The following is a 23,953-nucleotide window of genomic DNA, read 5'->3' as shown; positions in this document are numbered from 1 at the left end:
TTAGTTGTATTTGTTTAAATAATCCTGCAGGCCACCTTTCATGCCTACGCCTACAGCTTCAAATTTCCAGTTATTGTCTTTTTTGTAGATACGGCCAAACTCAACGGCAGTTTCTATCGAAAAATCTTCTTCCAGCTCGTATTTCAAAATATCAACATTGGTAGCCGAATCAAAAATGCGGACGAAAGAGTTGCGTACCTGACCAAAGTTTTGACGACGGCTCTCGGCATCATGAATAGTTACTACGATGCAGATTTCAGTAGCGCGCGGATCGATCTTTGACAAGTCGACAATGATCTGCTCATCGTCACCTTCACCTGCACCGGTCAGGTTATCGCCGGTATGCTCAACAGCACCATCCGGAGATTTTGAATTATTATAGAAAACGAAAAATTCGTCGGCCAGTATTTTTTTATTATCGCCCATGATGAACACCGAAGCGTCGAGGTCAAAGGCCGAGCCTGTTGATGAGCTGTTTGTATCCCAACCAAGGCCTATCGTAAATTTAGGGGCACCAATAGTTTCCCTTTGGCCTTTTTGCAAGTTAATTGCCATGCTGAATTAGTTTATTATTGTTTATTAATAGGTTTTGTTTAATAAAGTTTAAGTTAGGTGTATAGGCTTCAATGATATGATAACCATTACCCAAAGCCATATCATACAGCAAGTTTATGAAATTGCTGTCTTGATCTTGTATAAAGATGCAAAAACTTTCGTGATCGTAATTTAAAATATATTTTACTATGCGGGTGTTGATACAAAATTTGCTGTCCTTAATGATATCATTTAAATGATAGATGTTTTTAACATGGTGATAATTGAGGTAGTTCTCAATATTGGGGTGTATGTTTTTGTTCACCAGTTCGGCAAAGTACAGCATGTAAATGTCGTTCTGTAAGCCATACTCGTCCACCATTTTCATGATCATGCGTTCATGACTTCCGGTTATCTTAATGTCATCCAAAAATAACAGCGTTTTGCCCACAAGGAAATCCTTATCAATATGAAACGAATCGTTACCTATTAAATTAATCCTTTGCTCGGCATCCAGCTCGCCATAATCTTCTTTGTAGGTTATGGTACGATGAACCTTGGTTTCCTGCACAACCGGATAACCATGATGGGCCAGCCAACGGTTAAGCCTGCACACAAAGTGGTTTTTCATGGCGAAGGTAGCCGTAGGAATAAATGAGTATGGGCTTGATATAACTACGATCTGTTTTTCTATTGGCTGTTTAGTTAAGATTTCGCTGATAAAGCCATCGGCCAGATCAGTGCCGAAGTAGCGGGATACCTCGCCATCGCCAAATTTAAAGCGACTGTAATCATCGGCATCGAAACCAAAATGTGTTGCGCTGTTGATATGATGTAATGAGTAGGTAGCTTTCATACACTTAATAAGGTTAAAATGGATAAGTTGTTTGAATTGATGAGCAGGCTATTGAGTCCTGCATCATTAGCCCCCGCTATATCTGCCGCCGGGTTATCGCCTATATGTATGATACCTGACCGGTCTATCTGCTTTGGTTTATTACACTCTTTAACTTTTTGCACCATCAGCTTAAATAAATCCCCGTTTGGTTTCGACATCCCCTCTTCGTCCGAATAGATCTGAAAGTTAAAGAACGTATCCAGCCCCAATTTAACCATTACCTTGCGGAGCGTTTGTCCTTTTATAAAGCCTGTATTACTTAAAATACTCAATGAGCAATCACCTTTTTGATTTAGATGCTGCAGCACCTCAATTGTTACAGGCGAGTAAACCACGGGCAGGTAGTAAAACAGCAAGGTTTCCATATCGGCATATAGCTTATCTACATTAATATCGGCAAGCGGATACTGGTTATCGTTGATCGTGCTGATCACCATCAGGTACATTTCATCAGCATCAATGTTTTTGCCGGTACGCTCATTTACTGCATTGCACATGAGGTCAACCTGGCGGAAAGCCCTTGCCACATCATCAATGCTTTTACCCGCCGGGTTAAAATCCCGGTGAAAGATCTTAGTGCGTTCTATCTTAAAGTATGGGTTTGACTTGATCAGCGTGAGCCACAGATCAAATGAATAGTGCTGGTACATTTATGTTTAGGTAGAATTAAACTTAACCAAAATGTCATTGCGAGCGTAGCGTGGCAATCGCTTGCTACACAGAGCGGCTATGCTTACGTGCGATTGCTTCGTCGTTCCTCCTCGCAATGACATGTTTTTATGTTAATAGTTCCGAAGTAATTCCGAAAGGCTATCAGTACTATGCGGATCACCTATGGCACGGAATTTCCAGGTGCCGTCTTTGCGGTATACTTCCGCAAAGGTCATCGAACACATACCGTTATAGGTTGAATCACCGGAGAGACTGAATTTAGCGATCTCTTTACCATGGCTGTCAACCGCGCGGATGAAAGCATTCTCCACCATGCCAAAGTGTTGATTGTTTTTACGACCCTGATAAATGGCTACCAGGAAAAGAATGCGGTCATATTTCGGATCGAGCGAATCAAGCTTTACGATGATCTGCTCGTCATCGCCCTCACCGGCCCCGGTGCGGTTATCGCCGGTAAGCCAGATGTGTCCCGAAGGATGACGCATCGAGTTAAAGTAAATCACATCTCCCTCGAACATATTGATGGTACGCCCATTAGCGGTTTGTTTGGCATAGCCGCGATTCGCTACTTTACCGTTCTTGTCCAGCAAAAATGCAATCGCATCCAAATCATATTCTGCCTCTTCGGCACCGCCAAAGAGTTTGCCTAAAAAGCCGCCATGGGTTTTCCTAACGTCCCAGCCCAAACCTATAGTTACTGACGACAAGTCGAAGCTTTCGCCTTTATCATTTTTACGCAGGTCAATTGTTTGACCTTTTACCAAATTTATAGCCATTGCCTTATTTGATTATTTGCCCTTTAAAATATTTACTTAAAAAGAAGGCCAGGTCTTCTTTGTAACCCACACCAGATGCTTCAAATTTCCATGCGCCACCGCGTTTGTATAACCTGCCAAACTCGATGGCTGTTTCGATAGAAAAATCCTCGCCCAATTCATATTTGCAAACCTCAGCACCTGTCTGGTTATCTAAGATACGAATGTATGAGTCACGCACCTGGCCAAAGTTCTGACGGCGCGCCTGTGCTTCGTGAATAGTTACCACAAACAGGATCTCCTGGATGCGGGCATCTACTTTAGTCAGGTCAACAGTGATCGATTCATCATCGCCGCCATCGCTGTTACCGCCTGTTGGGTCATCGCCGGTATGATGTACAGATTGCTCGGGCGAGTCGACATTATTATAGAATACAAAAAATTCATCCTGGGGTACCAGTCGGTTAACATCGATCATGATAGCCGATACGTCAAGATCGAAGTCATAACCTGTGCCTTCGTTTGGGTTCCAGCCCAATCCAACTGTCATTTTTGAAAGGCCGATATCAATTTTCTGCCCTTTTTGTAAGTTAATAGCCATTTTAGTATGTGTTATTTTTAGGTAAAACCTGTGTAGCCTATTGGGTTTGCGCGGCGCTGCAGGTATTGAGCCGGAGACAAACCGGCAATTAAACGCTTAATCTAAGGTAGATGTTTTATTGAGGTGATATTGTAAAATTGTCTACACAAAAATAAGACGATGACAGGGGGCGGTTGTTACAGAAGAGGGGAGATAATTTAGTTGCGTAATACGCTATTATTTAACAATGGTTGTTGCATTTGTTTTAGCTCATTCGTAATAGTACGTTGTAGTCCCCCAGTCGCTTTTTTATGTAACACGATTAATACACTTGCTTTAGCGTATTAAGGGAAAGACACTTGGTAATTAAGTGAAAGTCATGTAAATTCCGTTTTTATAAAAACCTAAATGTTAAAAAAATCACTTCTGGCCTTAGTTATCACCTGGGGCACAACGGCAAACGGTCACGTTTCTGCACAAGCGGGCACCGATAGCACGGGTTTAGGCCTCGTAATTGCTAATTATCACACTACTATAGGTCAACAATCACACCTATATAATGGGCCCGAATATGAGTTTTATGATCCCATAATAAAAGGTAATGCATATGTTTTTGACAATAAGTTATTTACGGCTGGAGATGTAAAATACGGGACCGCGGTTTATCGCGATGTTCCGATGTTATATGATCTGAATAAAGATTTGGTGGTTATACTGCTTTATAACCACTTTACCAAAATTTCATTACTAAGCGAGCGTGTGCCGGAGTTTTGGCTGCTTAACCATCATTTTATACGCATTACTACCGATTCGACAGGCCAGGCCCGCCTTGGTACCGGTTTTTATGATCAATTATACCAGGGAAAAAAGATCGGGATCATTGTAAAAAGGGCCAAGAGCATCCAAACCAACACGGGAAATAATACCATCGAATCTTTTTTTAGCGAAACAAGCGACTATTATGTTAAAAAAGGGGATAACTATTTCAGTTTTAGCGGAAAGGGCGGACTGTTAGATATTTTTAAGGATAAAAAGAAGGAGTTGCGGCAATATATAAAAGCAAATCATATTGACTTTCGCGAAAATCAGGAACAGGCTATAGTGGATGTAACTACTTATTATGATCATTTAACAAATTAATGTGGTGTGCCTATTATTTAATAACAAGGCAAAAAATGATATAGCATTAAATGTGTAAGGCAGGAAATAAAATAACCGGATGAAAAAAATTTACTTTTTAAGTTTCTGTTTTTTGATTTTAATTAAACTGTGCCAGGCCCAGCAGGGTCCGGTAAAATCAATCAGCGTAAACTTTCAACAAGCTACTATTGAGCAGTTTGTAACAGAACTGGAAGCAAAATCAGGCTTTCATTTTTTTTACGACGCCATGCAGTTTGATAGTTTGAAAGTAACTATGCAAGCAACCAATAAACCTATTGAAACCATATTGAGCCAGGCTTTTAAAAACACCGGTTTTAGTTTCGCCATAACCAAACAACAGCAGGTGTTTTTAACTAAAGGGCGCGAAATACAAACCGGGCTGGCGGTAGGTTATTTTGGCATTACAACTGCCAATGCAACTGCAGCAAATATGAGTGTATCCCCGGCTAATGCTGATCTTGATAAAGATAAAAAGATACCCGAAGCAACAACCGAAAATAAGCTATACGAAATAGGGATCAAAACCAACACTATTGAGGCGGGTACGGCAACGCTTTCGGGATATGTAAAGGAAGCTAAATCGGGCGAATCTGTAACAGGTGCCAGCATATATGTAACCAATACCAAAACGGGTGTAGCTACCGATCAGTTTGGCTATTTCACTATCAAATTACCCAAAGGCAGGCAGGTTTTAAGCGTTAGGGGCATTGGCATGCGCGATACCCGCAGGCAGATCATGCTTTACTCGGACGGTAAGATCATCATTGAGATGCAGGAACAGGTAACCAGTCTTAAAGAAGTAAAGATCTCTGCCGAGAAAGTGGCTAACGTGCGTAATGTTCAATTGGGGGTGAACAGGCTTGATATTAAAAGCATAAAACAAGTACCTACAGTATTTGGCGAAGCCGATATATTAAGGGTAGTGCTTACCCTGCCCGGCGTTCAATCAGTAGGCGAGGCTACCACCGGTTTTAATGTACGCGGGGGCTCGGCCGATCAGAACCTCATCCTGATGAATGACGCCACCATTTATAATCCCTCGCATTTCTTCGGCTTTTTTTCATCGTTTAACCCTGATATAGTTAAGGATATTGAATTATATAAAAGCAGTATCCCGGAAAGGTTCGGCGGGCGTTTATCATCGGTGTTGGATGTAACCAATCGTGAGGGTAATAAAAAGAAATTTACCGGTTCGGCTGGCATTGGTTTAATCACCAGCAGGCTTAACGTTGAAGGGCCTATCATTAAGAATAAAACCTCGTTTTCATTCGGGGGGCGTACCACTTACTCCGACTGGCTCCTTAAACTCCTGCCCGATGCCTACAAGCACAGTTCGGCTTCATTTTATGATCTTAACCTGGATATAAGCCACCAGATTGATGATAAAAACAACCTGTATCTAACCAGCTACATAAGCAAAGATAAATTCAGGCTTAATAGCGATACTGCTTACAGTTACAGCAACAGGAATATCAACCTAAAATGGAAGCATAATTTTAATAACAAACTATTCAGTGTTATTACGGCCGGGATAGACAAGTACCAATATGATGTTTCAAGCGCCGATAACCCGGTAAATGCTTACAAGCTGAATTTTGATATTAACCAGAGTAATTTTAAAACGGATTTTACCTATTACCTTAACCGCAAAAATACTGTCGATTTTGGGCTAAGTTCCATTTATTATAAGCTGCATCCAGGCAACTTTCAGCCTCTTGGCGCCCAATCATTGGTAGCTCCTGATGTTATCGCTACACAACAGGCTCTGGAAAGCGCCCTATACCTGGGCGACAAGTTTGACGTGACCGACGACCTGTCGATAAGCGGCGGTGTAAGGTATTCAATCTACAATTTCCTGGGGCCGCAAACGGTGTATAATTATGCGCCTAATCTGCCTAAAACAAGCGCCAACCTGTTGGATAGTACCTATTACGCGAGTGGTAAGTTTATTAAAACTTATTCGGGGCCTGAAATCAGGCTTTCGGCCAGATATCAACTTGGCGATAACCTATCGATCAAGGGCGGCTATAACACCCTCAGGCAGTATATTCACCTGTTATCAAACACAACAGCCATATCTCCCACTGATGTTTGGCAACTAAGCGATCCTAATATCAAACCGCAATATGGTGATCAGGTATCATTAGGCCTTTATCATAATTTAAAATCAAACACCATTGAAACGTCGGTCGAGGTTTACTACAAACGGTTAAGGGATTATCTTGATTACAAGAGCGGAGCCAACCTGGTATTAAACCATCATATTGAAACAGATGTGGTAGGTACACAGGGGAAGGCATATGGGATTGAGTTTTTAGTTAAAAAAGCCACCGGGAAAGCCAATGGATGGATCAGCTATACCTATTCGCGTACGTTTTTAAGACAAAATGATCCTAACGCAGGCGATTTGATTAATGGGGGGGCTTATTATCCTGCAAATTTTGATAAGCCACATGCTTTTAATTTTATTAGTAACTACAGGTTTTCACATAGGTTCAGCGTTTCATTAAATCTTACCTACAGCACAGGCCGTCCTATTACGCTACCTATTGCCAAGTATGAATATGGTGGTTCCGAACGGGTATTTTATTCAGACAGGAACCAATACCGCATCCCTGATTATTTCAGGTCGGATTTTTCAATGAACATAGAGGGGAACCATAAGGTACATCAGTTAACACACAACTCATTTACAATAGGTGTATATAACTTAACCGGCAGGCAAAACGCATACTCAACATTCTTTACCGAACAGGGCGGGGCCATTAACGGATATAAACTATCCATATTTGCTAAACCTATTCCATTTATTAATTACAATATCAGGTTTTAACAGAAAGAGATGAAAGGAAAACGATATATATTGATTTTATTGTTGCTGGCAGGTATTTACAGTACTTGCAAAAAGCCATATAATCCTAAAATTGTGGATTCGCCTAATCATTACCTGGTTGTTGAAGGGGTGATAAACAATGGCAGCGATTCAACTATAATAAAATTAAGCAGAACGGTTAAAATTTCGGGCAATGTAAGCACAAGCGGAGTTGATAATTGCGCGGTATCTGTTGAAGCCGAAGGGGGAGCAGCATATTCACTTACGCCCCGGGGAAGTGGGACTTATGTTATACCGGCGCTTAATCTGGATGCCTCAAAAAAATATCGATTGCATATTATTACAGGAGATAGCAAAGAATATGCATCAGATTATGTTGTGGTAAAAAAGACACAACCTATTGACAGCATAGGATTTAATATTAAAAACAACAACGTGCAGATTTATGTGAATACGCACGATGCCGCAAATAGCACCCGTTATTATCGTTGGAGTTATGATGAAACCTGGCGGTTCCATTCAAGATATCAGTCGGCATACATGGTTGACCAGGTGCTTAAGGCAGTTGTTTTTCGGCCGGTTAGTGAAAGCAGCTATTATTGTTTCGCGGGGAGCAAATCAAGCACCATAGTGATAGGATCATCAGCTAAGCTGTCGCAAGATGTAATATATCAGCAGCCGGTAACAACCATAGCTTCAACATCCGAGAAAATAGAAACCCGTTATTCCATTTTACTAAAGCAATATGCCTTAACTAAAGAAGCTTACCAGTTTTGGGAAAACATGAAGAAAAACACGGAGCAGTTAGGAAGTATATTTGACGCCCAGCCATCGCAGTTAACAGGGAATATCCACAATCTTAAAGATCCGGCTGAGCCTGTTATTGGCTATATAAGTGTAACCAACATTCAATCGAAAAGGGTATTTATTGATAATGCCGATCTCCCTCGCGATTGGGCGCCTACATATCCATATGATTGCGGTCCCCTTGATACTGCACTCTTTTTTAATCCCAAAACCAAACAAAATGATGTACTGGGCATCATAATTAATGGTAATTCAATACCTGTGCTTGATATAACCGAGAAAATGAATGTAATAGGTTATACTTATTCATCAATTGAATGTACCGATTGCAGGATCAGGGGACGAGTACAAACTCCCTCATTTTGGATAGAGAGATAAAAAAGTTTATGAATGATGCCATGAAAATAAATCAATAAGGTTTGGCTATGAATGAAATTAAAAAACTTGCTATGGTTCCGATGATTTCCGGCATGTTACTGTTGTCATTGAACGGGGTGGCACAAACTATAAGCCAAATTTCCGAGAGCTTTAATAAATATGGCCAAACTTCCTTGCAGGAAAAAATATTTGTACACACCGATAAAAGTGTATATATGACCGGGGAAATTTTGTGGTTTAAAATATATAACGTTGATGCTACTTATCATAAGCCGCTTGGCCTTAGCAAAGTTGTATATGTTGATGTGTTGGACAACAAGCAAAATGCCATAATACAAACTAAAATAGAAATAAAAAACGGCCTCGGTAGCGGTTCTGTTTATATCCCCGTATCGGCAAGCAACGGGAATTATAAATTAAGGGCATATACCAACTGGATGAAAAATTTCAGTCCTGATTATTATTTCGAAAAGAATATAACCATTATTAATCCTCTAAAATCTCCCGAAGCCACGAATAAAGCACAGTCACCGGGCTACGATGTTCAGTTTTTCCCGGAAGGGGGAAATTTGGTCGCGGGCATTAACAGTAAAGTTGCTTTTAAGGTTACAGCTTCGGACGGCATAGGCTTAAGTGAATGCAGAGGTTTTATTGTCGATCAGAACCACGATACGGTAGCACGTTTCCGGCCATTGAAATTTGGTATCGGCAGCTTTTTATTTACCCCGATAGCCGGGAATGTTTATACAGCTGTTATTAAATCGGGTAATAACCCGGCTGTTACCAAAGAGTTACCTGCCGTTGAAAGTCGGGGTTACGTAATGGCTGTAAAAGATGGAGGTAGCACACGGGTGGAGATCACAGTAAAAGGCGCCGGCGTTGAAGCTGGCGAATTATATCTGTTTGCTCATACAGGCCAATTGGTTAAAGCCGGCATGACAGCACCCTTTAATAGCGGTGCTGCCATTTTTACGCTTGATAAAGCTAAATTGGGCGAAGGAGTGTCGCACTTAACAATTTTCAATAGCGCCAGACAACCCGTGTGCGAAAGGCTTTATTTTAAACGTCCCAAACAAAACCTCATTATCGAGGCCTCCGCTGATCAGCCTTCATATACCCGCCGTAAAAAGGTAAGTGTGGACATCGCTGCCAAAGATTTTTCGGGGCGCGTAAAACCTACTAACCTGTCAATGTCGGTTTATAAGATTGACTCATTACAAAATATTGATGCCGGCGAAATATTCAGCTATCTGTGGCTCAAGTCAGATTTACGTGGAAATATTGAATCGCCAGGCTACTATTTCAAAAATTCCGATGCTGAAGCCGACACGGCCCTTGATAACCTCATGCTAACACAAGGGTGGCGAAGGTTTCAATGGGATAATGTATTTGGTAATAAACAGGCGGCATTTAGTTTTTTGCCAGAGTATGACGGGCACCTGATTGCCGGTAAAATAACCAATACGCAAACCGGTGGTATTGCCAAAGATGTAGTAGCTTATTTAAGTGTCCCGGGAAAACGGGTACAGCTGTATGCCGCAAAAAGCGATTCGACAGGCAGGTTGATTTTTAATACAAGACAACTTTATGGTCCCGGCGAAATAGTAGTTCAAACCAATTCAGAACGGGATACCACCTATCATATTGATATTTTAAGCCCTTTTTCTGAACAATTCGCAAAATCCCCAATATTAAAATTTAACCTAACCCGGGGCATGCAAAGTGCCATTGAAGAACGAAGCCTGAGCACGCAGGTTCAAAATATTTATTTAGGCAATAAGATCAAGCACTTTTATGAGCCGCAGGTTGATAGTTCGGGTTTTTATACAACCCCCTATAAAACCTACCTTTTGGATAACTATACCCGCTTTACTACAATGGAAGAGGTATTGAGAGAGTATGTAAAGGAGGTTTGGGTTAACAGATCGCAAAAACGGTATCACATCAAAGTATTGAATGGTAATGGATTTTTAGATGGCGACCCCTTAGTGATGCTTGATGACGTACCTGTTTTTAACATAGATAAGGTTATGGGTATTGACCCGTTGAAAGTTCGTAAACTGGAAGATGTTCCGTACCGGTATTATTGGGGGCCATCTGTTTACGAAGGAATCTTAAGCTTTACAACTTATAAGGGCGATCTTGGCGGTGTTGAAATAGACCCAAAGGCAGTAGTGCTCGATTATGAAGGTCTGCAATTGCAGCGTGAGTTTTATTCTCCGGTATATGACACTGAACAGGCAGTAAAAAACAGGTTACCCGATTTCAGAAACCTGCTTTATTGGGGGCCGGATATCAATACTTCGGCCGCTGGTAAAAATCAGTTGTCGTTTTATACGTCTGATCAAACAGGGAAATATATAGGAATTGTACAAGGGGTTACGTTACAAGGTGACATCGCAAGCCAATATTTTAGCTTTGAAGTAAATTAACTACTATTAAATTTCTACAGGATTTATATTTTGCGATTTCCTGATTTAATATTGAATATCAGTGATTTACAGTCACCAAAAAAGGCACGCCGCGCAAAAAAGTGCTTAATTTTCAAAATAATGAACTTTTTTGAAAAAACAATTTGTGTAGAATAAAATGGTTTGTATATTTGCACACCCAAACGGAGGAGTGGTAGTTCAGCTGGTTAGAATACATGCCTGTCACGCATGGGGTCGCGGGTTCGAGTCCCGTCCATTCCGCTGATTATGTTATCAAAAACATCAAAAAGGCCTTTAATCGTAGATTAAGGGCCTTTTTTGTTTCAGCACTTTACCAAAACTCGCATTAAAACACATAATTCTATTGCGTCATTCATTGCGTCATTTCAAAACCGAAAAAAGACGCAATGAAAACAGCATAACGGATTGATATAGAGCATGTCCAGCGCGTGGACATCTTGTTTGGATGATGATCTAAACCGACATTTGTTTAACCTTTAAAATGTTAGTTTATGTTAGAAAAAAGCTTCGGACTTCTTTTTTATTTGAAACAGTCCAAAAATCAGAAAAAAGGCCCCCTTTACATTTACCTAAAGATTACGGTAGATGGTAAATCAGTTGAGCTGTCTTCCAAGCGAAAATGGGAAGCCTCCAAATGGAGCTCTTCCGCTGCAAGAGCCGTGGGCACAAGGGAAGATGCCAGGGAATTAAATTATTACCTGGATGCATTAGAACAGCAAATTTACCAGGCTAAAAGATCACTGATCGAAGCTGATCGAGAAGTTTCCGCACAGGCGATAAAAGATATACTTACCGGCAATGTCGAGAAGCGTAAAAAGATCCTGGAAGTATTCAGTGTGCATAACGCCCAGATGAAAGCATTACAAGGGGTTGACTTTGCCGCCAGCACCATGCAGCGCTACAACATTTCTTATAATCACACCAGGGATTTTATAAAGTGGAAGTATGGAGCTGATGACAGGGATATTAAGGACCTCGATCATGAATTTATTTCACAGTATGCTTTCTGGTTAAAGACTGTCAGGAATTGCGATCACAACACCACCATGAAATATTTAGTAAACTTTAAAAAGATCGTATTGATCTGTGTGAAGAGTAAATGGTTGCCGGGCGACCCATTCTCCAATTTCAAATTAACGAGAAAGCCCCTGGAGCGAACCGCATTAACAGACATCGAACTTCAACGGATAGCCGAAAAGGATTTTGAAAACGTAAGATTAAGTAATGTAAGGGATATCTTCCTTTTTAGCTGCTATACCGGACTTGCTTATATAGATGTAAAAAACTTAAGACGGAGTGATATACAAAAAGGGGTAGACGGGGAGAAGTGGATTTTTATTAACCGGCAAAAGACGAATGCTTTATCAAGAATACCTTTGTTAAAGGAAGCGATTAGCATTATAAAAAAATACGACAGTCACCCGAAATGTATCGTTAATGGAGTGGTTCTACCGGTACTGACTAATCAAAAAATGAATTCCTATCTTAAAGAGATAGCAGACTGCTGTGGCATTCAAACAGAGCTTACTTATCATATTGCTCGCCATACATTTGCAACGACGGTGACCTTAAATAACGGTGTACCGATAGAAACCGTATCTAAAATGCTGGGACACGCGACTATAAAGCAAACGCAGCATTATGCAAAAACACTTGACTTTAAGGTGAGTGAAGACATGAACATGCTGAAGAAGCGTTTAATTAAGAAAAGGCCCGCATTAGCATAGTTAAACAAGAGGAGTATAAGACTGTACAGTCTTATACTCCTCTTAAATAGTTTGTAAAGGGATTGGAAGTTCGCCGGAACGGCATTTTGAAGGGAAGGGTCAGGCGAAAGCTGCCTAATAAACTAAGTGATAACTTCAATAACGCTACCCGCATAACAATCATAAGTAGGCTGGTATAGAATGTAGCCAAAGTCACATAATTGATTTATACATTTATGGTAGGTTGTTATACTGCCAATGTGGGCCTTCGTCATTAGTTTTTTCCGCGAAATTTTCACTTGTTTTTTGAACCCGCTTTGTTGCCATAAAATAAGCATGGTGATATAAAGGCTGATATGCCATACGCTTACGCGGGAATCTTCAGACATCTTACCATAGAGTTCTGAAATAATGTAGGTGTCAGGCATCGTCAATTATTTTTACCGCTAAGCATATTTTGGATGTCGGTGAGTTTATAAAAATGCATTCCGCCGATTTTCTGGGATTTTAGTTTCCCGGTAATCCTTAGATTTTGAATGGTGCCAGTCGAAACTTTGAGCAATTTCCGGACATCTGCACACCTGAGCCATTCTTTGGCTTCGGGTTTATTGTTGGCTAACAATGAGCGGATATCATTCAACAGCGTCTGGCGAAACGCTTCGAGATCGTCTTTAGTGACTACTTCTATTGCCATGATGATAAATCAAGAGGTTGGATGCGTAACCGGCGACTGCGGAACGCTATTATGAGACAGGTATTAATACCTGATATAAGTAGATTGTATTTTATTAGGGTTATTGAGTATTGTTGATTGAACAATCAACAGCCTGGAATAATCCTGCGTTTGAGCAAGACCATGTATACAGAAAATAGTATCAGCCGGCAAACGGGTTTATAGGTGCGAAGAAGAGATTAACCGCACATTAATTTGTATCGTCGTCAGCGGGTGGCATGTCATCCCAGCGAACACCATAAGGAGCGCCGCCGTTCGTATAGCCAACGATAAACGCAAAATTATCATCGCTATCGCCCAACACGTTGGCACCTGATGATGCTTTTTGTTCTTCCCTCAGTTTCTTTTGGCTGGCATGAACTGCTAAAGCTTGCTGAACTGTTTCCTCATACTTTTCGGTTATGATTACACCGAGCAGCCTAAGTTCCTTGATTGCGCATAGCAAATCGACCCGAAAATGTTTGGCGTAACCCCGAACGATGTTCTTACCATTGTAATTCCCAATCCAGTTTTTGCCTTGGAGGAGGCGCTGGGAACGCGGCAACGTTCTTTTTACAGGGTTATTATTTTTAACTTTTCTTTTGGCAGCCATCGGTATGTACAAATATATCAGTTCATTCATAGGGTTTATTTCGAACCGTCAACAAATTTCTTTTTGGTTCTGGCACGCACCAGGTCATATTTAGGGGGGATAACTTCTGCATAAAATCCCCGATAATTGAACCGGTGTTCACCGCGCAAATAACGGTTTATAAAAACGGTATAGTCTTCCCCGGGTGCAGCAACCTTTCTCCGATAGTGCTCCTTAACAAAGTGCACCATCTGTTTTTTGCTTTCAAACTTGATGAGCGACGTCTTATATAGCTCAGACAGTATCTGCGGTTCTATTGGCACAATCAGCCCTATGTTGTCATATTCCTTGATATAGATGGACCACTCGTAATACATTGACATAGCTACCTGGTAGGACATGGCGATCAGCTTCATTACGTCAACAATTTGTTTTTTAGGCAATAAGGTGACCGCGTTGGCCGGCATGGTATAATTGGGATGCAGGGAAATAGAATTTGGTATTTCGCTGAAAGAAAGTTTGTCCGCGTTATCGACCTTAGTACGTAGAGAGAAAAAGCCCCTGTTAAATTCGTATCCATTTTTACAACCATAAAATGCCTCTGTCTTTTTGTTGTAGAATGCGGAAGAAATCTCATAGGCGTAATGAAGTTTAGATCTTAGCGCTTGTTTCGTGCGGATATCCAGTTGCTTGACCTTGTTAAGTTGTATGGTCTCCTCGAACGTCATTACTTTAATGTTCAGGTCAGGGAAGATATCAGGTGTTGCCTGCAAATCAGTGAATGGCCTGAAAAATTTTACATTATTGTTTAAACTATCTTCGCCCCCGGCCATTAGATACGCTTTATCGAAATGGTTGCGTGTTACGGCAGGCAGGTATTCCGCCAGACGCATCTGATTAAAATTCTGCTGTATCATGAGCATGGCCCATTCCAGGCGGTCAATAAAGTCCGTGCCTATAAAATCGTTGGTGATGGCATCGGAAAATTGCTCGTAGTTAAGTGCTAAATCTTTGTTTAATAAACTGTTGTTTTTCATGGTCTGATGTTGTGGAGCGGGCGGCCCTTGCCCTGGGTTTGCGGATCAACTATTACAAGATGTATTATCGGCCGCGTTTAGGGCCGCGGTCATCTTGTTGATCGTTTCTTCTCTTATTATTATCTTCAATGAACTTCGACAGCCCGGTTTCTGATAACGGTGTAACTTTGGCCACTAATATCATCTGAAAGGGGTGGTCGGTTAATAAATCCGTTTCCCCTATCCCATATTCCCTTGCAACTGCAACCGGGTCCAGTTTTATTTCATAAGGTATTTCCAGTACGACGACCTTATCCGGTAATTCAAACAGGTTTTCATCGGGTTCAAATAGTTCGTGAGTTTCGGTATTGAAAAAACAGAGATATTCTTCCCCGCTGTCCGACATTTCCATTTCCTTAAGACTAATATTTTTCCAAGGTTCCTCTGTCTCCCTTAATTGTTTCAACCGCCAATCGATAGTAAAATCGGTACCTGCCAAATCAATATGTGGCAACGTCCCTGAAAGGCGTAGCGCCGTAGCGTGGTCAGACAGGTAAAAACCCCATTCCTGATGATTGCTCGATGTATTTAGGTCATGCTTGAAATTATCAGTTAGTAATTCCGGGGAATCAATGATCGGCGCAGGGAGCAAAACATCCTTGATGTCTGTTTTGTCCGAATCAAAATTCATTCGGGCGATGGAGAGATAATTGGCATTGTTATCAAAACGTGCTGAGTAATAACCTTCCTCCTTTTTTAAATCCTCAAATTTGATGACGTTATCCGGCCTGTTAAATTGCCTGAATTCCTGTTTCTCCCGGTCAATAACAAAGGGGATCGCCCCAAAGGCAATGATCTCTAATTCTTGTTCCATGATTTTGTAGTTGGAAATGCTTTTACAGTTGAGCTGTCAGCTATTAAAAAAGTAATGAGTTGCTGATAAGAGGTCTAAAAAAGAAAAAAGTTCTAAGCGCTGCCGCCGGACTTTTTAACCTAAACCATATCAGAATGCGGACAAGACGTCCGCTTTAAGATGCTGCAAACTGATAATTTAATTCGAGTATCAATACTCCCTGTTAAATGCTGAATTACGCATATACTCATTGAACCTGCGCTGGTATTCCCGTTCTTCGTTGATCCTTTTATAAAGGATATTACAGCGCCAGGCGCAGGCACCACAAGCTAAAAATGCCACAGATAAACAGGTTAATGTTTCCTTCCTGGCTTCAGCTTTCTGGGCTTTGGTCATTTTATCCTTAGCGTGCTTTCTGGCTACTGCCCCGAAAAAGGCAAACATGGATATTAAACAGGCTAATAAAATGTTTCGGACGATGGCTTTCATAACTCAAATTTATTGATTAAAATTACTAATTAAATTAGCAATTTTCAAGTATATATCAGTTTAATTCGTAAATATTATTGTGATGACGAGACTGTTGCACCCTATCCCTGATGGTGTCGGTGATGGCAGATTCAGGGATTCCTATAAACTGGATTACTGGGTTTTCAGGGTCAGTACTTTTCAGTGTCAGGTACATGAGTTTAAATAGTTGGAGAATAAACGATTGGGTAATTATGTAATCTTTCACCCTGAACATTTCCAGTTGGTCAACACGCTTAAAGAATATACCACGCGTCATGCGGATATACTCCGTAGTGATCAAATATTGAAAACTGCGGATGTATAACAGCCGGTACCAGGCTACGCCGCAAACCGCAAGGCTGAAAAGGATAAAATAAGGCGACAGCCACCAGGCCAGTAAGAGAAAAGTGATGGCCAGCAACATCAGCGGCAAAGCCTTCAGGAATGCAAACAGCATTGCTGGCTTTAATAAAATATCATCGTTCTGCGTCATGTTTTAATTGATCTAAAAAAGTTAATGATTGTACCGGCTTACCGGTTCGGAAACGTGGCCGAATACTAAAGGCTTCCTGGAAAGCATGAAGGGAGATCCGCTCCTGATCAAAGGCCCGAAATAAATTACCCCGGTAAATCAAAATTTGATTTTCGGAATGAAATATCCTAATGTTCAAATTCTTTATTCCGGCTGTTAATTTGATATCGGTGAGATGACCAATAAGGTCTTTACCAAAAACAAGCACAAATTTTCTCCCGCGAAAGTTCTCCCTGATCCAATTGGCCTGTTCTTTATAAAATCTGTTTCCAATGGCCACGACTGCCAATTGCTCCAACCGTGGATACCGGTGACGGTGAAGCGTTAGAAACGCGATGGCCTCCATTACGGAATAGGTAATGATCACTGTTGAGGCGGTGTTATTTCCAGCCACCCAAAGATTTTGGGTTGTCGGAATCTTATGAAAGCCCTCGCCACAATGTTCATACGCATCACAATAATCAAAGTCCAAATCATCGTCAATATTAAAAAAGGCCTGGAGTTCCGGTGGTACTCCAAGCCTTGTTAACATGGTGTTCATTGGTATTATCTGCCGTTGCGATGTTGGGAGCGTTCAAACTGATGCGGTTTAAATCCGTGCTGATTCTCAATATCCTTGATCGCTTGGTAATAACCGGGGCTCAATTTCTCAGCAGCCTTTTGGTCACGTTTCTGGTTGAATAAGGCATTCAGCCCTTTAAAAACCATATAGGATAAACCGCCATCCATCAGGATGGATGCAACCAGTGCCAGTTTATTGGAGCGGATGCCATGCTTGTCTATTGCCGAATAGCTGAAGCGGGTGCCGTCCGGTACCTGCACTTCCTTGCCTTTCCGGTAGTTCTCTTTTTGAGCCTGGGTCAGGAATTCGTTATTGACCATATCAGGGGCCAGGATCTTCTCCGTATCCGAAACGATAAACTCTTTTGTTTCCGGATCAAATTCAACGAGCATTTCCTTTTTATTGCCATGGTTATCGAGGGTAATTCTTAGTACGCTGCCTACCTCACCCTTTTGCAGTTGCAGGGCTTCATTATTGGTCAACAGATCAGGGATCTCCGCATCCCGGTAAATCGGATGGATCAAAAGATCAAGCTGGCCCTTTTCATTAGGTTTCAATGATATCTTCGCATTGATAGATTTGATCTTGATATTTTCGGCTTCGAGGTCATGCAATTCCATTAAGCTTGTGCGGCGACCTGAAAGCAAGGCTTTCAGGTCATCGACGTTTAACAGGAGCTGACCTCCTGAGGCCAGTCCAATGGTCTCCAGATCCTTGACCGGGAGATCATCTTCGTGAAACTTTATCGGGTTCATGTTAACGCCCTATTTTTTGTTGTTGCCCCTGTTCCTCGGCTTGGCCCTGTTCTTCCTCTAAAACCATTTCCGGTTCACGAGGATTGGTTTTCGCCTCCAGTAAGGATTTATAAAGTCCGTAATCCGGCTTTAGTACTTTACGCGCGCCTTCGCCATCTTCCACTTTAATGCTCTTGGTTTTGTAGGTTTCCAGCACTTTATAGGTGGTATCCATATAAGCGATCTCGTCGCCTTTCTTAAAACCAGGCATCTCGGCTCCCTGCTTTTGTTCCCGCTTTTGGGAAACACCCAATAATAAGTTGGCTATTTTTTGCGCATCCCTGGAAGCTTTGGCAATTTCAAAAGGCTCATCCTTTAAGATTTTAGCAAAATTGCTCATATAAGCCTTTTGCTGCCCGAAGTTGTGGCCGATATTTAATTCACCACCGATCAGGATTCCTGCAATTGCCGCACGTAATTCTTCACGGGCGTAATCCAGGGAGGCAAACTTGCCCTCCATCGGACGGTTTAACCGGTCTTCATGGCCGCTCCAATGTGCCAGCTGGTGAATGGCAGCCTGGTAGTATTTGGTTTCATTCTCGAACTGTTCAACCTCCGGCAGGAAGATAGCGTCCCGCTGTTTGTCATAATACGCTTCCTGGCCGCCATGGATGATCACTGCCTTGCTGTCTTCAATCAGTTTGGCCGCACGCTCGATGGATGACAGGGTTTGACCCTCATTTTGCTTGGCCAAAAATTCTTCTAATGGCTGTAAGTCATTCAACTGGCTTCCATTGAACAAAAAAGCCTGACCACGCTGCGGCTTATCAAACTCGACAGTTTTGGTTTGTGTTACGCCCGCATCATCTTTGATAACCTTGCCCTCGGCAGTACGAATGGCCTGAATATCGCTTGTTTTCGGAAACTCGATCATCGTGCCTTTTTCATCCTTTTTGACCCAATTCCCGGCATAACGTGCAGCATCGGCTGACATCCAACGGGGGTCGTCATGGCGCTGCATACCAAGGATCAGCGCATTCATTGCGCTGTAGCCTTTGCCGGTAATGGGATTCACCGGTTTGACAAAGGCAGGCATGCCATTTTCTTTTACCGGTTTTTGAAACAGGGAATTACCCTCTTTAATTTCTGCAACCAGCTTATCTGAAAGCTGGATCGGCAGTGCTTTGAAATTTTTGCTCATTTTCTTGGTTTTTTAGCAGTTCATATAAAAAATTAATTGGATTGATGTATTTGTGTCTGTAGCAAATACTGAAGTGCAGGTGCTGACCCGTCACCCGGCCTGTAGCGCCGGTAATGCCGATGGCATCGCCAGCTTTCACGCTTTCCTGAACGGTTACCAAAATCTGGCTGAGGTGACCGTAAATTGATTCAACATCACCATGTTCCAGCCAAATGTTAATTCCAAGGCCATTGTTATATCCTATCGATCCGACATAGCCGTCAAGAATGGCATAAACCGTATCACTTCGGGCTTTGAAATCGACGCCTTGATGCAGGGCATATTTGCCCGTTAGCGGGTGAATACGGTATCCGAAATCGGAATTTATTTGCAGGTGTTTGAGTGGCAGGCAGATCAGGCAAAGACTGATCAGTAATTTCATCGGCTGTAGGTTTTGGACAGCTCCTGTTTTTGGGTTGGGATAATGGGTTCTAATACCCTCTCCTGAATGCCAGGATTATCGTTTGCAATGGCCAGCGCAGAATACAAGGCCTGGGAAGTACCCCTGTCCTGTAATAGCATAATTTTATACATGGCCTTGAAATCATCAAGCGGCATTGATGAGCCATTGTTCGTCAGGTCATTGAAGACAGCCTGCTTATCTTTAAGCATCATCACCTGTTCTGCTGGGAAATAGGACTCCCCGCCTTCGGGAAATTTTACATAGTTTTCCTTTTCCGAAAAGGTAAGTGTTAACACACCGATATGTCCCCGCTTTGCGTCAGGGTCGTTTTCCATATCCGGCTGCACCAAAACGAGTGTTCCGGCTAAAGTTTGATTTTCCATAATATTAAAATGTTTTAAGATGTTACCTGCCGATTTTTCGGGCTGGGGTGAGGTCAAGGGCCTCATTTAAGCGGATGATCGCCACCCGATGAAGCTCTGGGTCGTCCTGTAGGAGTATAAAGGCTTTTTTCAGTTGTTCGGCCGACCCGGATGCTTGAAGCAAGGCCAGGGTTTGTAAATTCTTAGCTACAGGCGGCCATTGAACAGATTTGTAAGTTTCTGCCAATTCATTCAGCTCCTCAGTAGCTCTCAGGATAAACAGTGTTTTCGGGCTGAAGGCATCTACTTCCTCGTCCTCAAATCCAACCCAAATTTTATCTTTTTCAAAATCGGCAAGTTCAATGATGCCGATCTGGCCAACGTGGTCGGAAGTCCAAAGGACCGGGCTGACCATGACTATTAAACCCGTAATTTCTTCCTGTTTCATGTTATTGTTTTAAATGTTTTGTTAGGTTTTGTAATGGCCGGAAGGCCTAAGGGGCTTATCTTTTCAGGCCCCTGGTTTGGTCTATCCCAAGAAACTGGTCTAACCCAATGGTTACCGCATCATGAATGCCACCGTTCTTTTTAACCAGCTCCATTGCAGTGCGGACATGTTTTTCCGTTCCATGATCCAATAAGAGGGCAATATTTTTAAGGTCTTTAAAATCGTCAACGGATAGTGTCAGCGCTTTTTGGTGTAATAAATCGTAGATTTCGCCGGGCTCTTTGAATGTAAGCAGCGCACTGGCACTGTAAAAACCAACCTCGTGGTCGTCAAAACCTACATAAAATTCGTCCGTGTCTAGGATCGCTGCCGTTATAAAGCCGATCTCACCCTGTTTATTTGCCGGGTCATCTTTAAGATCAGGGTGTACCAACAGGTAATCGGGTAGCTGTATCTCATTTGAATCTTTTTTCATTTCTTCATGGATGCTTTAACTGGTGAAGCAGATGGCGGCGGTTTGAACGCCAATACCATTTCCTGTATCTGCTGGGTGATATGGTTGAAATTCTGGCGCAGTTTTTCATCTGTTTTACCACCGAAGTCATAAAAAGTGGGCAGGGACTTATATCCCATTTCTTCCCGCCGGATCTCTTCCATATCGAGATTGATGCGGCAGTTGACCGCAGATGTTTCAAAAGCGCCCGTATATTTTTCCTGGGCATCGGCTGCAATGACGCCAACCAGCTCGCCGGAATTGAGAGAGGCTATCTTTCCCGCAGGAATAAGCACCTCCAGTTTTTCATTCAGCGAAGTAGATGTTTTGTTGCGGTCGATAGACAACCCTTCACCGATCTGTTTGGATTTACCAAAGAGGCGTTCCAGCCATTCCAGGGTTTCCTTATTCCTTACAGAGCCGGACAAGACGGTTCCGACCACGGCGGTAATGGTTGCGGCAGTATCTTTCCCGTATTGCTGATTGAACTGAGGAAGTTCTTGCAAGCCCATCAGCACAGCCACTTTATTGGATCTGGCAGTGGCAATTAAATTTTCGACCCGGTGAACGAATAAAGTAGGTACCTCATCCACGATCAGTGCGGAGGGCAGGTTGCCCTTGGTGTTGATCAGTTTGGTTATTCGGTTGATGATAATGGAATAGCAGGCCGAATTGATGTTTTGGGTGTTAGGGTCGTTGGCCAATACCAGCATTCCGGGATTTTCTTGGGCTGATATTTTAAGGTCAAAGTCATTGCCGGAGAAAACCCAATACGTTTCCTTGGTCGCCAGGCGGCTTATAAATATTTTAAGGGTACCGATCTGCCCTTCTAACTGGTCAGTTGCCTTGGCGTTATAAGCCGTCATGAAGGGCGACAATAGCGAACGCAGTTCCGGCTCGGAGGTCAGGGCATTAAAGATGTCTTCGTACGAATGGTTAAGCAGCGCCAGCACATGCGGGAAACTGGAATAGATGCCGCCTTTGTATTTGCTCATGAAGTACACACAGGAGGCCAAAAAATTAATCGCGGACTGCGTGAAGAACTGGTCGCTCCCGCCTGAGCGGTCACCCTTTTTTAAGGCTTCTACCAGCGCTTCGGCAGTTTCAGCGGCATCAGCCAGTGATTTTATATAATCTGCCCGCCAGGGATTGATACGCCTGCTTTTTTCGATGTCGTTCAAATTGATGACATGAAAGGCAAAGCCTTTCAGCTTGCCGTTCTGTTTGGCCAGCAGGTAATGATAGTAGGCAATATGTCCGAGGTCAGGGAACTTAAAATCATATAGGCATACGGCAAACTCTTTAGCAATCAGCTGACGAATAAAGGGATTAACGATGCTAAAAGATTTACCCGATCCTGGGGTACCGATGACCATCGTGCCACGAAAAACATTGCAGATGTTTATCCAGCCATGCCGAACCTTGCCTTTGTAATAAAAAAGCATGGGAATATTGACCGAGTACGGTGTGTCGATCCGCTTAACCTGTTGCATGAAGCTTTCCGCTTCCGTATTCCATTTATCCTTGCCTAATCCTGAGTGGATGAACTTGGAAATATTGTCCATCGAAAGGCTTACCAGGAGCGCTCCCGTGAATGAGCAGGCCATATACAGCAGGTCATACCAGCTGGTATAGGCGAATGCCAATGGGGACGCACGCCCCCTGCAAACAAGGCTGCCGAAGAACAAAAACAGACCGGCCGTAAGCGGGTAGATGATATGTTTTTTAGGGTCGAGGTCTGTTTTCTTTTTTGCCAGCGTACCAATGCTGACCAGGCAGATCAAGCCAAACGTTGACAGCTTGCTGTAGACCAGGTCAGCGTAAATAACAAGTCGGCTGATCTTGTCGAGCGGGGTATTAAAAATACCCCAGAAAGGAGCATCATGATAAATAAAAATGGCCGCTTCTAAAGCTATGGACAGGTAAATGGCGCACTGCAAAAAACCATGCAGTTTTTGCTGCTCCCTGGTTTCTTCCATGATAAAAAGGTATTAAATAAAAAAAGCCACCGGAACTTGCGGTGGCTTGTGATAATGGATGAACCTAACGCCCAATCTTTCGTTGTTCATTTTGTTCATTATTATCGCTAAGCAGTTTTTGCTTTTGATGTAAGTCCAGCAAAGTAGCCAGTTGATGGCCGTCAGGCACTTCGGCAAAAATGATATGTTCAGGAAAAACAGCCGGAGGGTTGAACGGATCAAACTCATGCGGGAACGGCACCTGGACGACAGTTGTATCAATGTAGATACCCGTTTTACCATCCCGCTTAAACACATCAGCGAAATAGATCATGTTCCAGCAGTTTTCGATATCGCGAAAAGCTTTACGCCTTTCGTCAACAAAGAAGTCCTTTCCGGCGATCTGTATCACCGGAAGATCTGTCGGAAAATCCTTGCGCCAGCCCGGCCGTGTTTCATCCAGCCTGGCATTTCTTCCCTGCGGGTCCATCGCGTCAAAGGGGTAAAACCAAAATAGTTTTACCTGTTCAGGTATCTCCCCGGTTAGCGGGCCGTCATATACCTGTTTGCTATCGGTATCGTACCATAACTCATAGTGATCCTCCAAACACATCATGTCGAAAAGATCGAGCTGATTTTCGGGTTTGTCTACCTGGACCAACGCCATTAAATAACCGTTTACAAAAAATGAAGTGCCCTCCAGCTCAATTACCGGGAAAGGGCCGCTATAGTTACCTGTTTCATTCATGATTTTTAATGAT

26 protein-coding genes and 1 tRNA gene are annotated in these 23,953 nt (G+C 42.5%); 6 read left to right on the top strand and 21 right to left on the bottom strand.

Going from position 1 to position 23,953, the window contains the following annotated elements; all coding sequences use genetic code 11:
- The 5 genes from DIU38_RS23285 to DIU38_RS23265 all read right to left on the bottom strand — a co-directional run bounded on the left by DIU38_RS23285 (window position 1) and on the right by DIU38_RS23265 (window position 3,460).
- Window positions 1–555, bottom strand: a complete 555-nt coding sequence (locus DIU38_RS23285) for a TerD family protein (protein WP_112651696.1) — start codon at window positions 553–555, stop codon at window positions 1–3.
- Complete coding sequence (locus tag DIU38_RS23280; RefSeq protein WP_112651694.1) at window positions 545–1,390, bottom strand: phosphoribosyltransferase family protein; 846 nt, start codon at window positions 1,388–1,390, stop codon at window positions 545–547. Before DIU38_RS23280 ends, DIU38_RS23285 begins: the two co-directional genes overlap by 11 nt.
- Window positions 1,387–2,082 (bottom strand): HAD family hydrolase, encoded by a 696-nt coding sequence (locus tag DIU38_RS23275; protein WP_112651692.1) that lies wholly within the window; start codon window positions 2,080–2,082, stop codon window positions 1,387–1,389. The genes DIU38_RS23280 and DIU38_RS23275 overlap by 4 nt, the downstream gene beginning before the upstream one ends.
- Before the next feature lie 132 nt (window positions 2,083–2,214).
- Window positions 2,215–2,880 carry a TerD family protein gene (locus tag DIU38_RS23270; RefSeq protein WP_090531234.1) on the bottom strand — a complete coding sequence of 222 codons (666 nt, stop codon included), beginning with the start codon at window positions 2,878–2,880 and terminating at the stop codon, window positions 2,215–2,217.
- 4 nt (window positions 2,881–2,884) lie between these two features.
- Window positions 2,885–3,460, bottom strand: a complete 576-nt coding sequence (locus tag DIU38_RS23265) for a TerD family protein (protein WP_112651690.1) — start codon at window positions 3,458–3,460, stop codon at window positions 2,885–2,887.
- Between the two features lie 387 nt (window positions 3,461–3,847).
- On the opposite strand from DIU38_RS23265, the gene DIU38_RS23260 reads away from it, so the two are divergent.
- The 6 genes from DIU38_RS23260 to DIU38_RS23235 all read left to right on the top strand — a co-directional run bounded on the left by DIU38_RS23260 (window position 3,848) and on the right by DIU38_RS23235 (window position 12,798).
- Entirely contained in the window at window positions 3,848–4,579 is a 732-nt protein-coding gene (locus tag DIU38_RS23260; RefSeq protein WP_112651688.1) for a hypothetical protein, read from the top strand.
- A gap of 79 nt (window positions 4,580–4,658) precedes the next feature.
- A complete protein-coding gene (locus DIU38_RS23255; protein ID WP_112651686.1) occupies window positions 4,659–7,433 on the top strand; it encodes a TonB-dependent receptor in 2,775 nt (924 codons plus the stop codon).
- 9 nt (window positions 7,434–7,442) lie between these two features.
- Complete coding sequence (locus DIU38_RS23250) at window positions 7,443–8,618, top strand: DUF4249 domain-containing protein (RefSeq protein ID WP_112651684.1); 1,176 nt, start codon at window positions 7,443–7,445, stop codon at window positions 8,616–8,618.
- Window positions 8,619–8,665: 47 nt separating this feature from the next.
- Window positions 8,666–11,050 (top strand): hypothetical protein, encoded by a 2,385-nt coding sequence (locus DIU38_RS23245; RefSeq protein ID WP_112651682.1) that lies wholly within the window; start codon window positions 8,666–8,668, stop codon window positions 11,048–11,050.
- Between the two features lie 187 nt (window positions 11,051–11,237).
- Window positions 11,238–11,311 (top strand) — tRNA-Asp (locus DIU38_RS23240).
- Window positions 11,312–11,562: 251 nt separating this feature from the next.
- A complete protein-coding gene (locus DIU38_RS23235) occupies window positions 11,563–12,798 on the top strand; it encodes a site-specific integrase (RefSeq protein ID WP_112570958.1) in 1,236 nt (411 codons plus the stop codon).
- Window positions 12,799–12,920: 122 nt separating this feature from the next.
- On the opposite strand, the gene DIU38_RS23230 is transcribed toward DIU38_RS23235, so the two are convergent.
- The 16 genes from DIU38_RS23230 to DIU38_RS23155 all read right to left on the bottom strand — a co-directional run bounded on the left by DIU38_RS23230 (window position 12,921) and on the right by DIU38_RS23155 (window position 23,940).
- A complete protein-coding gene (locus DIU38_RS23230) occupies window positions 12,921–13,205 on the bottom strand; it encodes a hypothetical protein (protein ID WP_112570960.1) in 285 nt (94 codons plus the stop codon).
- Window positions 13,206–13,207: 2 nt separating this feature from the next.
- Entirely contained in the window at window positions 13,208–13,471 is a 264-nt protein-coding gene (locus DIU38_RS23225; protein WP_112570962.1) for a helix-turn-helix domain-containing protein, read from the bottom strand.
- 229 nt (window positions 13,472–13,700) lie between these two features.
- A complete protein-coding gene (locus DIU38_RS23220; protein ID WP_112570964.1) occupies window positions 13,701–14,132 on the bottom strand; it encodes a hypothetical protein in 432 nt (143 codons plus the stop codon).
- Between the two features lie 5 nt (window positions 14,133–14,137).
- Window positions 14,138–15,118 carry a hypothetical protein gene (locus DIU38_RS23215; protein ID WP_112570966.1) on the bottom strand — a complete coding sequence of 327 codons (981 nt, stop codon included), beginning with the start codon at window positions 15,116–15,118 and terminating at the stop codon, window positions 14,138–14,140.
- 64 nt (window positions 15,119–15,182) lie between these two features.
- Window positions 15,183–15,971: a hypothetical protein gene (locus DIU38_RS23210; protein ID WP_112570968.1), complete on the bottom strand. Its 789-nt coding sequence runs from the start codon at window positions 15,969–15,971 to the stop codon at window positions 15,183–15,185.
- Window positions 15,972–16,160: 189 nt separating this feature from the next.
- Complete coding sequence (locus DIU38_RS23205) at window positions 16,161–16,439, bottom strand: hypothetical protein (RefSeq protein WP_129567798.1); 279 nt, start codon at window positions 16,437–16,439, stop codon at window positions 16,161–16,163.
- Window positions 16,440–16,494: 55 nt separating this feature from the next.
- Window positions 16,495–16,953, bottom strand: a complete 459-nt coding sequence (locus tag DIU38_RS23200; protein WP_112570972.1) for a PH domain-containing protein — start codon at window positions 16,951–16,953, stop codon at window positions 16,495–16,497.
- Window positions 16,937–17,533, bottom strand: a complete 597-nt coding sequence (locus tag DIU38_RS23195; protein ID WP_112570974.1) for a hypothetical protein — start codon at window positions 17,531–17,533, stop codon at window positions 16,937–16,939. Before DIU38_RS23195 ends, DIU38_RS23200 begins: the two co-directional genes overlap by 17 nt.
- A 5-nt stretch (window positions 17,534–17,538) precedes the next feature.
- Window positions 17,539–18,309: a DUF4099 domain-containing protein gene (locus tag DIU38_RS23190; RefSeq protein ID WP_112570976.1), complete on the bottom strand. Its 771-nt coding sequence runs from the start codon at window positions 18,307–18,309 to the stop codon at window positions 17,539–17,541.
- Between the two features lies 1 nt (window position 18,310).
- On the bottom strand, window positions 18,311–19,489 hold the full coding sequence (locus DIU38_RS23185) for a zincin-like metallopeptidase domain-containing protein (protein WP_112570978.1): 1,179 nt from the start codon (window positions 19,487–19,489) through the stop codon (window positions 18,311–18,313).
- Window positions 19,446–19,910 (bottom strand): M23 family metallopeptidase, encoded by a 465-nt coding sequence (locus DIU38_RS23180; RefSeq protein ID WP_112570981.1) that lies wholly within the window; start codon window positions 19,908–19,910, stop codon window positions 19,446–19,448. Before DIU38_RS23180 ends, DIU38_RS23185 begins: the two co-directional genes overlap by 44 nt.
- Window positions 19,907–20,314 carry a hypothetical protein gene (locus tag DIU38_RS23175; protein WP_112570983.1) on the bottom strand — a complete coding sequence of 136 codons (408 nt, stop codon included), beginning with the start codon at window positions 20,312–20,314 and terminating at the stop codon, window positions 19,907–19,909. The genes DIU38_RS23180 and DIU38_RS23175 overlap by 4 nt, the downstream gene beginning before the upstream one ends.
- Window positions 20,315–20,336: 22 nt before the next feature.
- Window positions 20,337–20,741: a hypothetical protein gene (locus tag DIU38_RS23170; RefSeq protein WP_112570985.1), complete on the bottom strand. Its 405-nt coding sequence runs from the start codon at window positions 20,739–20,741 to the stop codon at window positions 20,337–20,339.
- Between the two features lie 55 nt (window positions 20,742–20,796).
- Window positions 20,797–21,216, bottom strand: coding sequence for a hypothetical protein (locus tag DIU38_RS23165; RefSeq protein ID WP_112570987.1), 420 nt, complete (start codon window positions 21,214–21,216; stop codon window positions 20,797–20,799).
- Window positions 21,213–23,213, bottom strand: a complete 2,001-nt coding sequence (locus DIU38_RS23160; protein ID WP_112570989.1) for a type IV secretion system DNA-binding domain-containing protein — start codon at window positions 23,211–23,213, stop codon at window positions 21,213–21,215. Before DIU38_RS23160 ends, DIU38_RS23165 begins: the two co-directional genes overlap by 4 nt.
- A 64-nt stretch (window positions 23,214–23,277) precedes the next feature.
- Window positions 23,278–23,940 (bottom strand): hypothetical protein, encoded by a 663-nt coding sequence (locus DIU38_RS23155; RefSeq protein ID WP_112570991.1) that lies wholly within the window; start codon window positions 23,938–23,940, stop codon window positions 23,278–23,280.
- Window positions 23,941–23,953: the final 13 nt, after the last annotated feature.

The sequence above is a fragment of the Mucilaginibacter metallidurans genome (assembly GCF_003286435.2).
GTDB classification, from domain to species: domain Bacteria; phylum Bacteroidota; class Bacteroidia; order Sphingobacteriales; family Sphingobacteriaceae; genus Mucilaginibacter; species Mucilaginibacter gossypii.
This window is presented reverse-complemented; position numbering and strand designations above follow the sequence as displayed.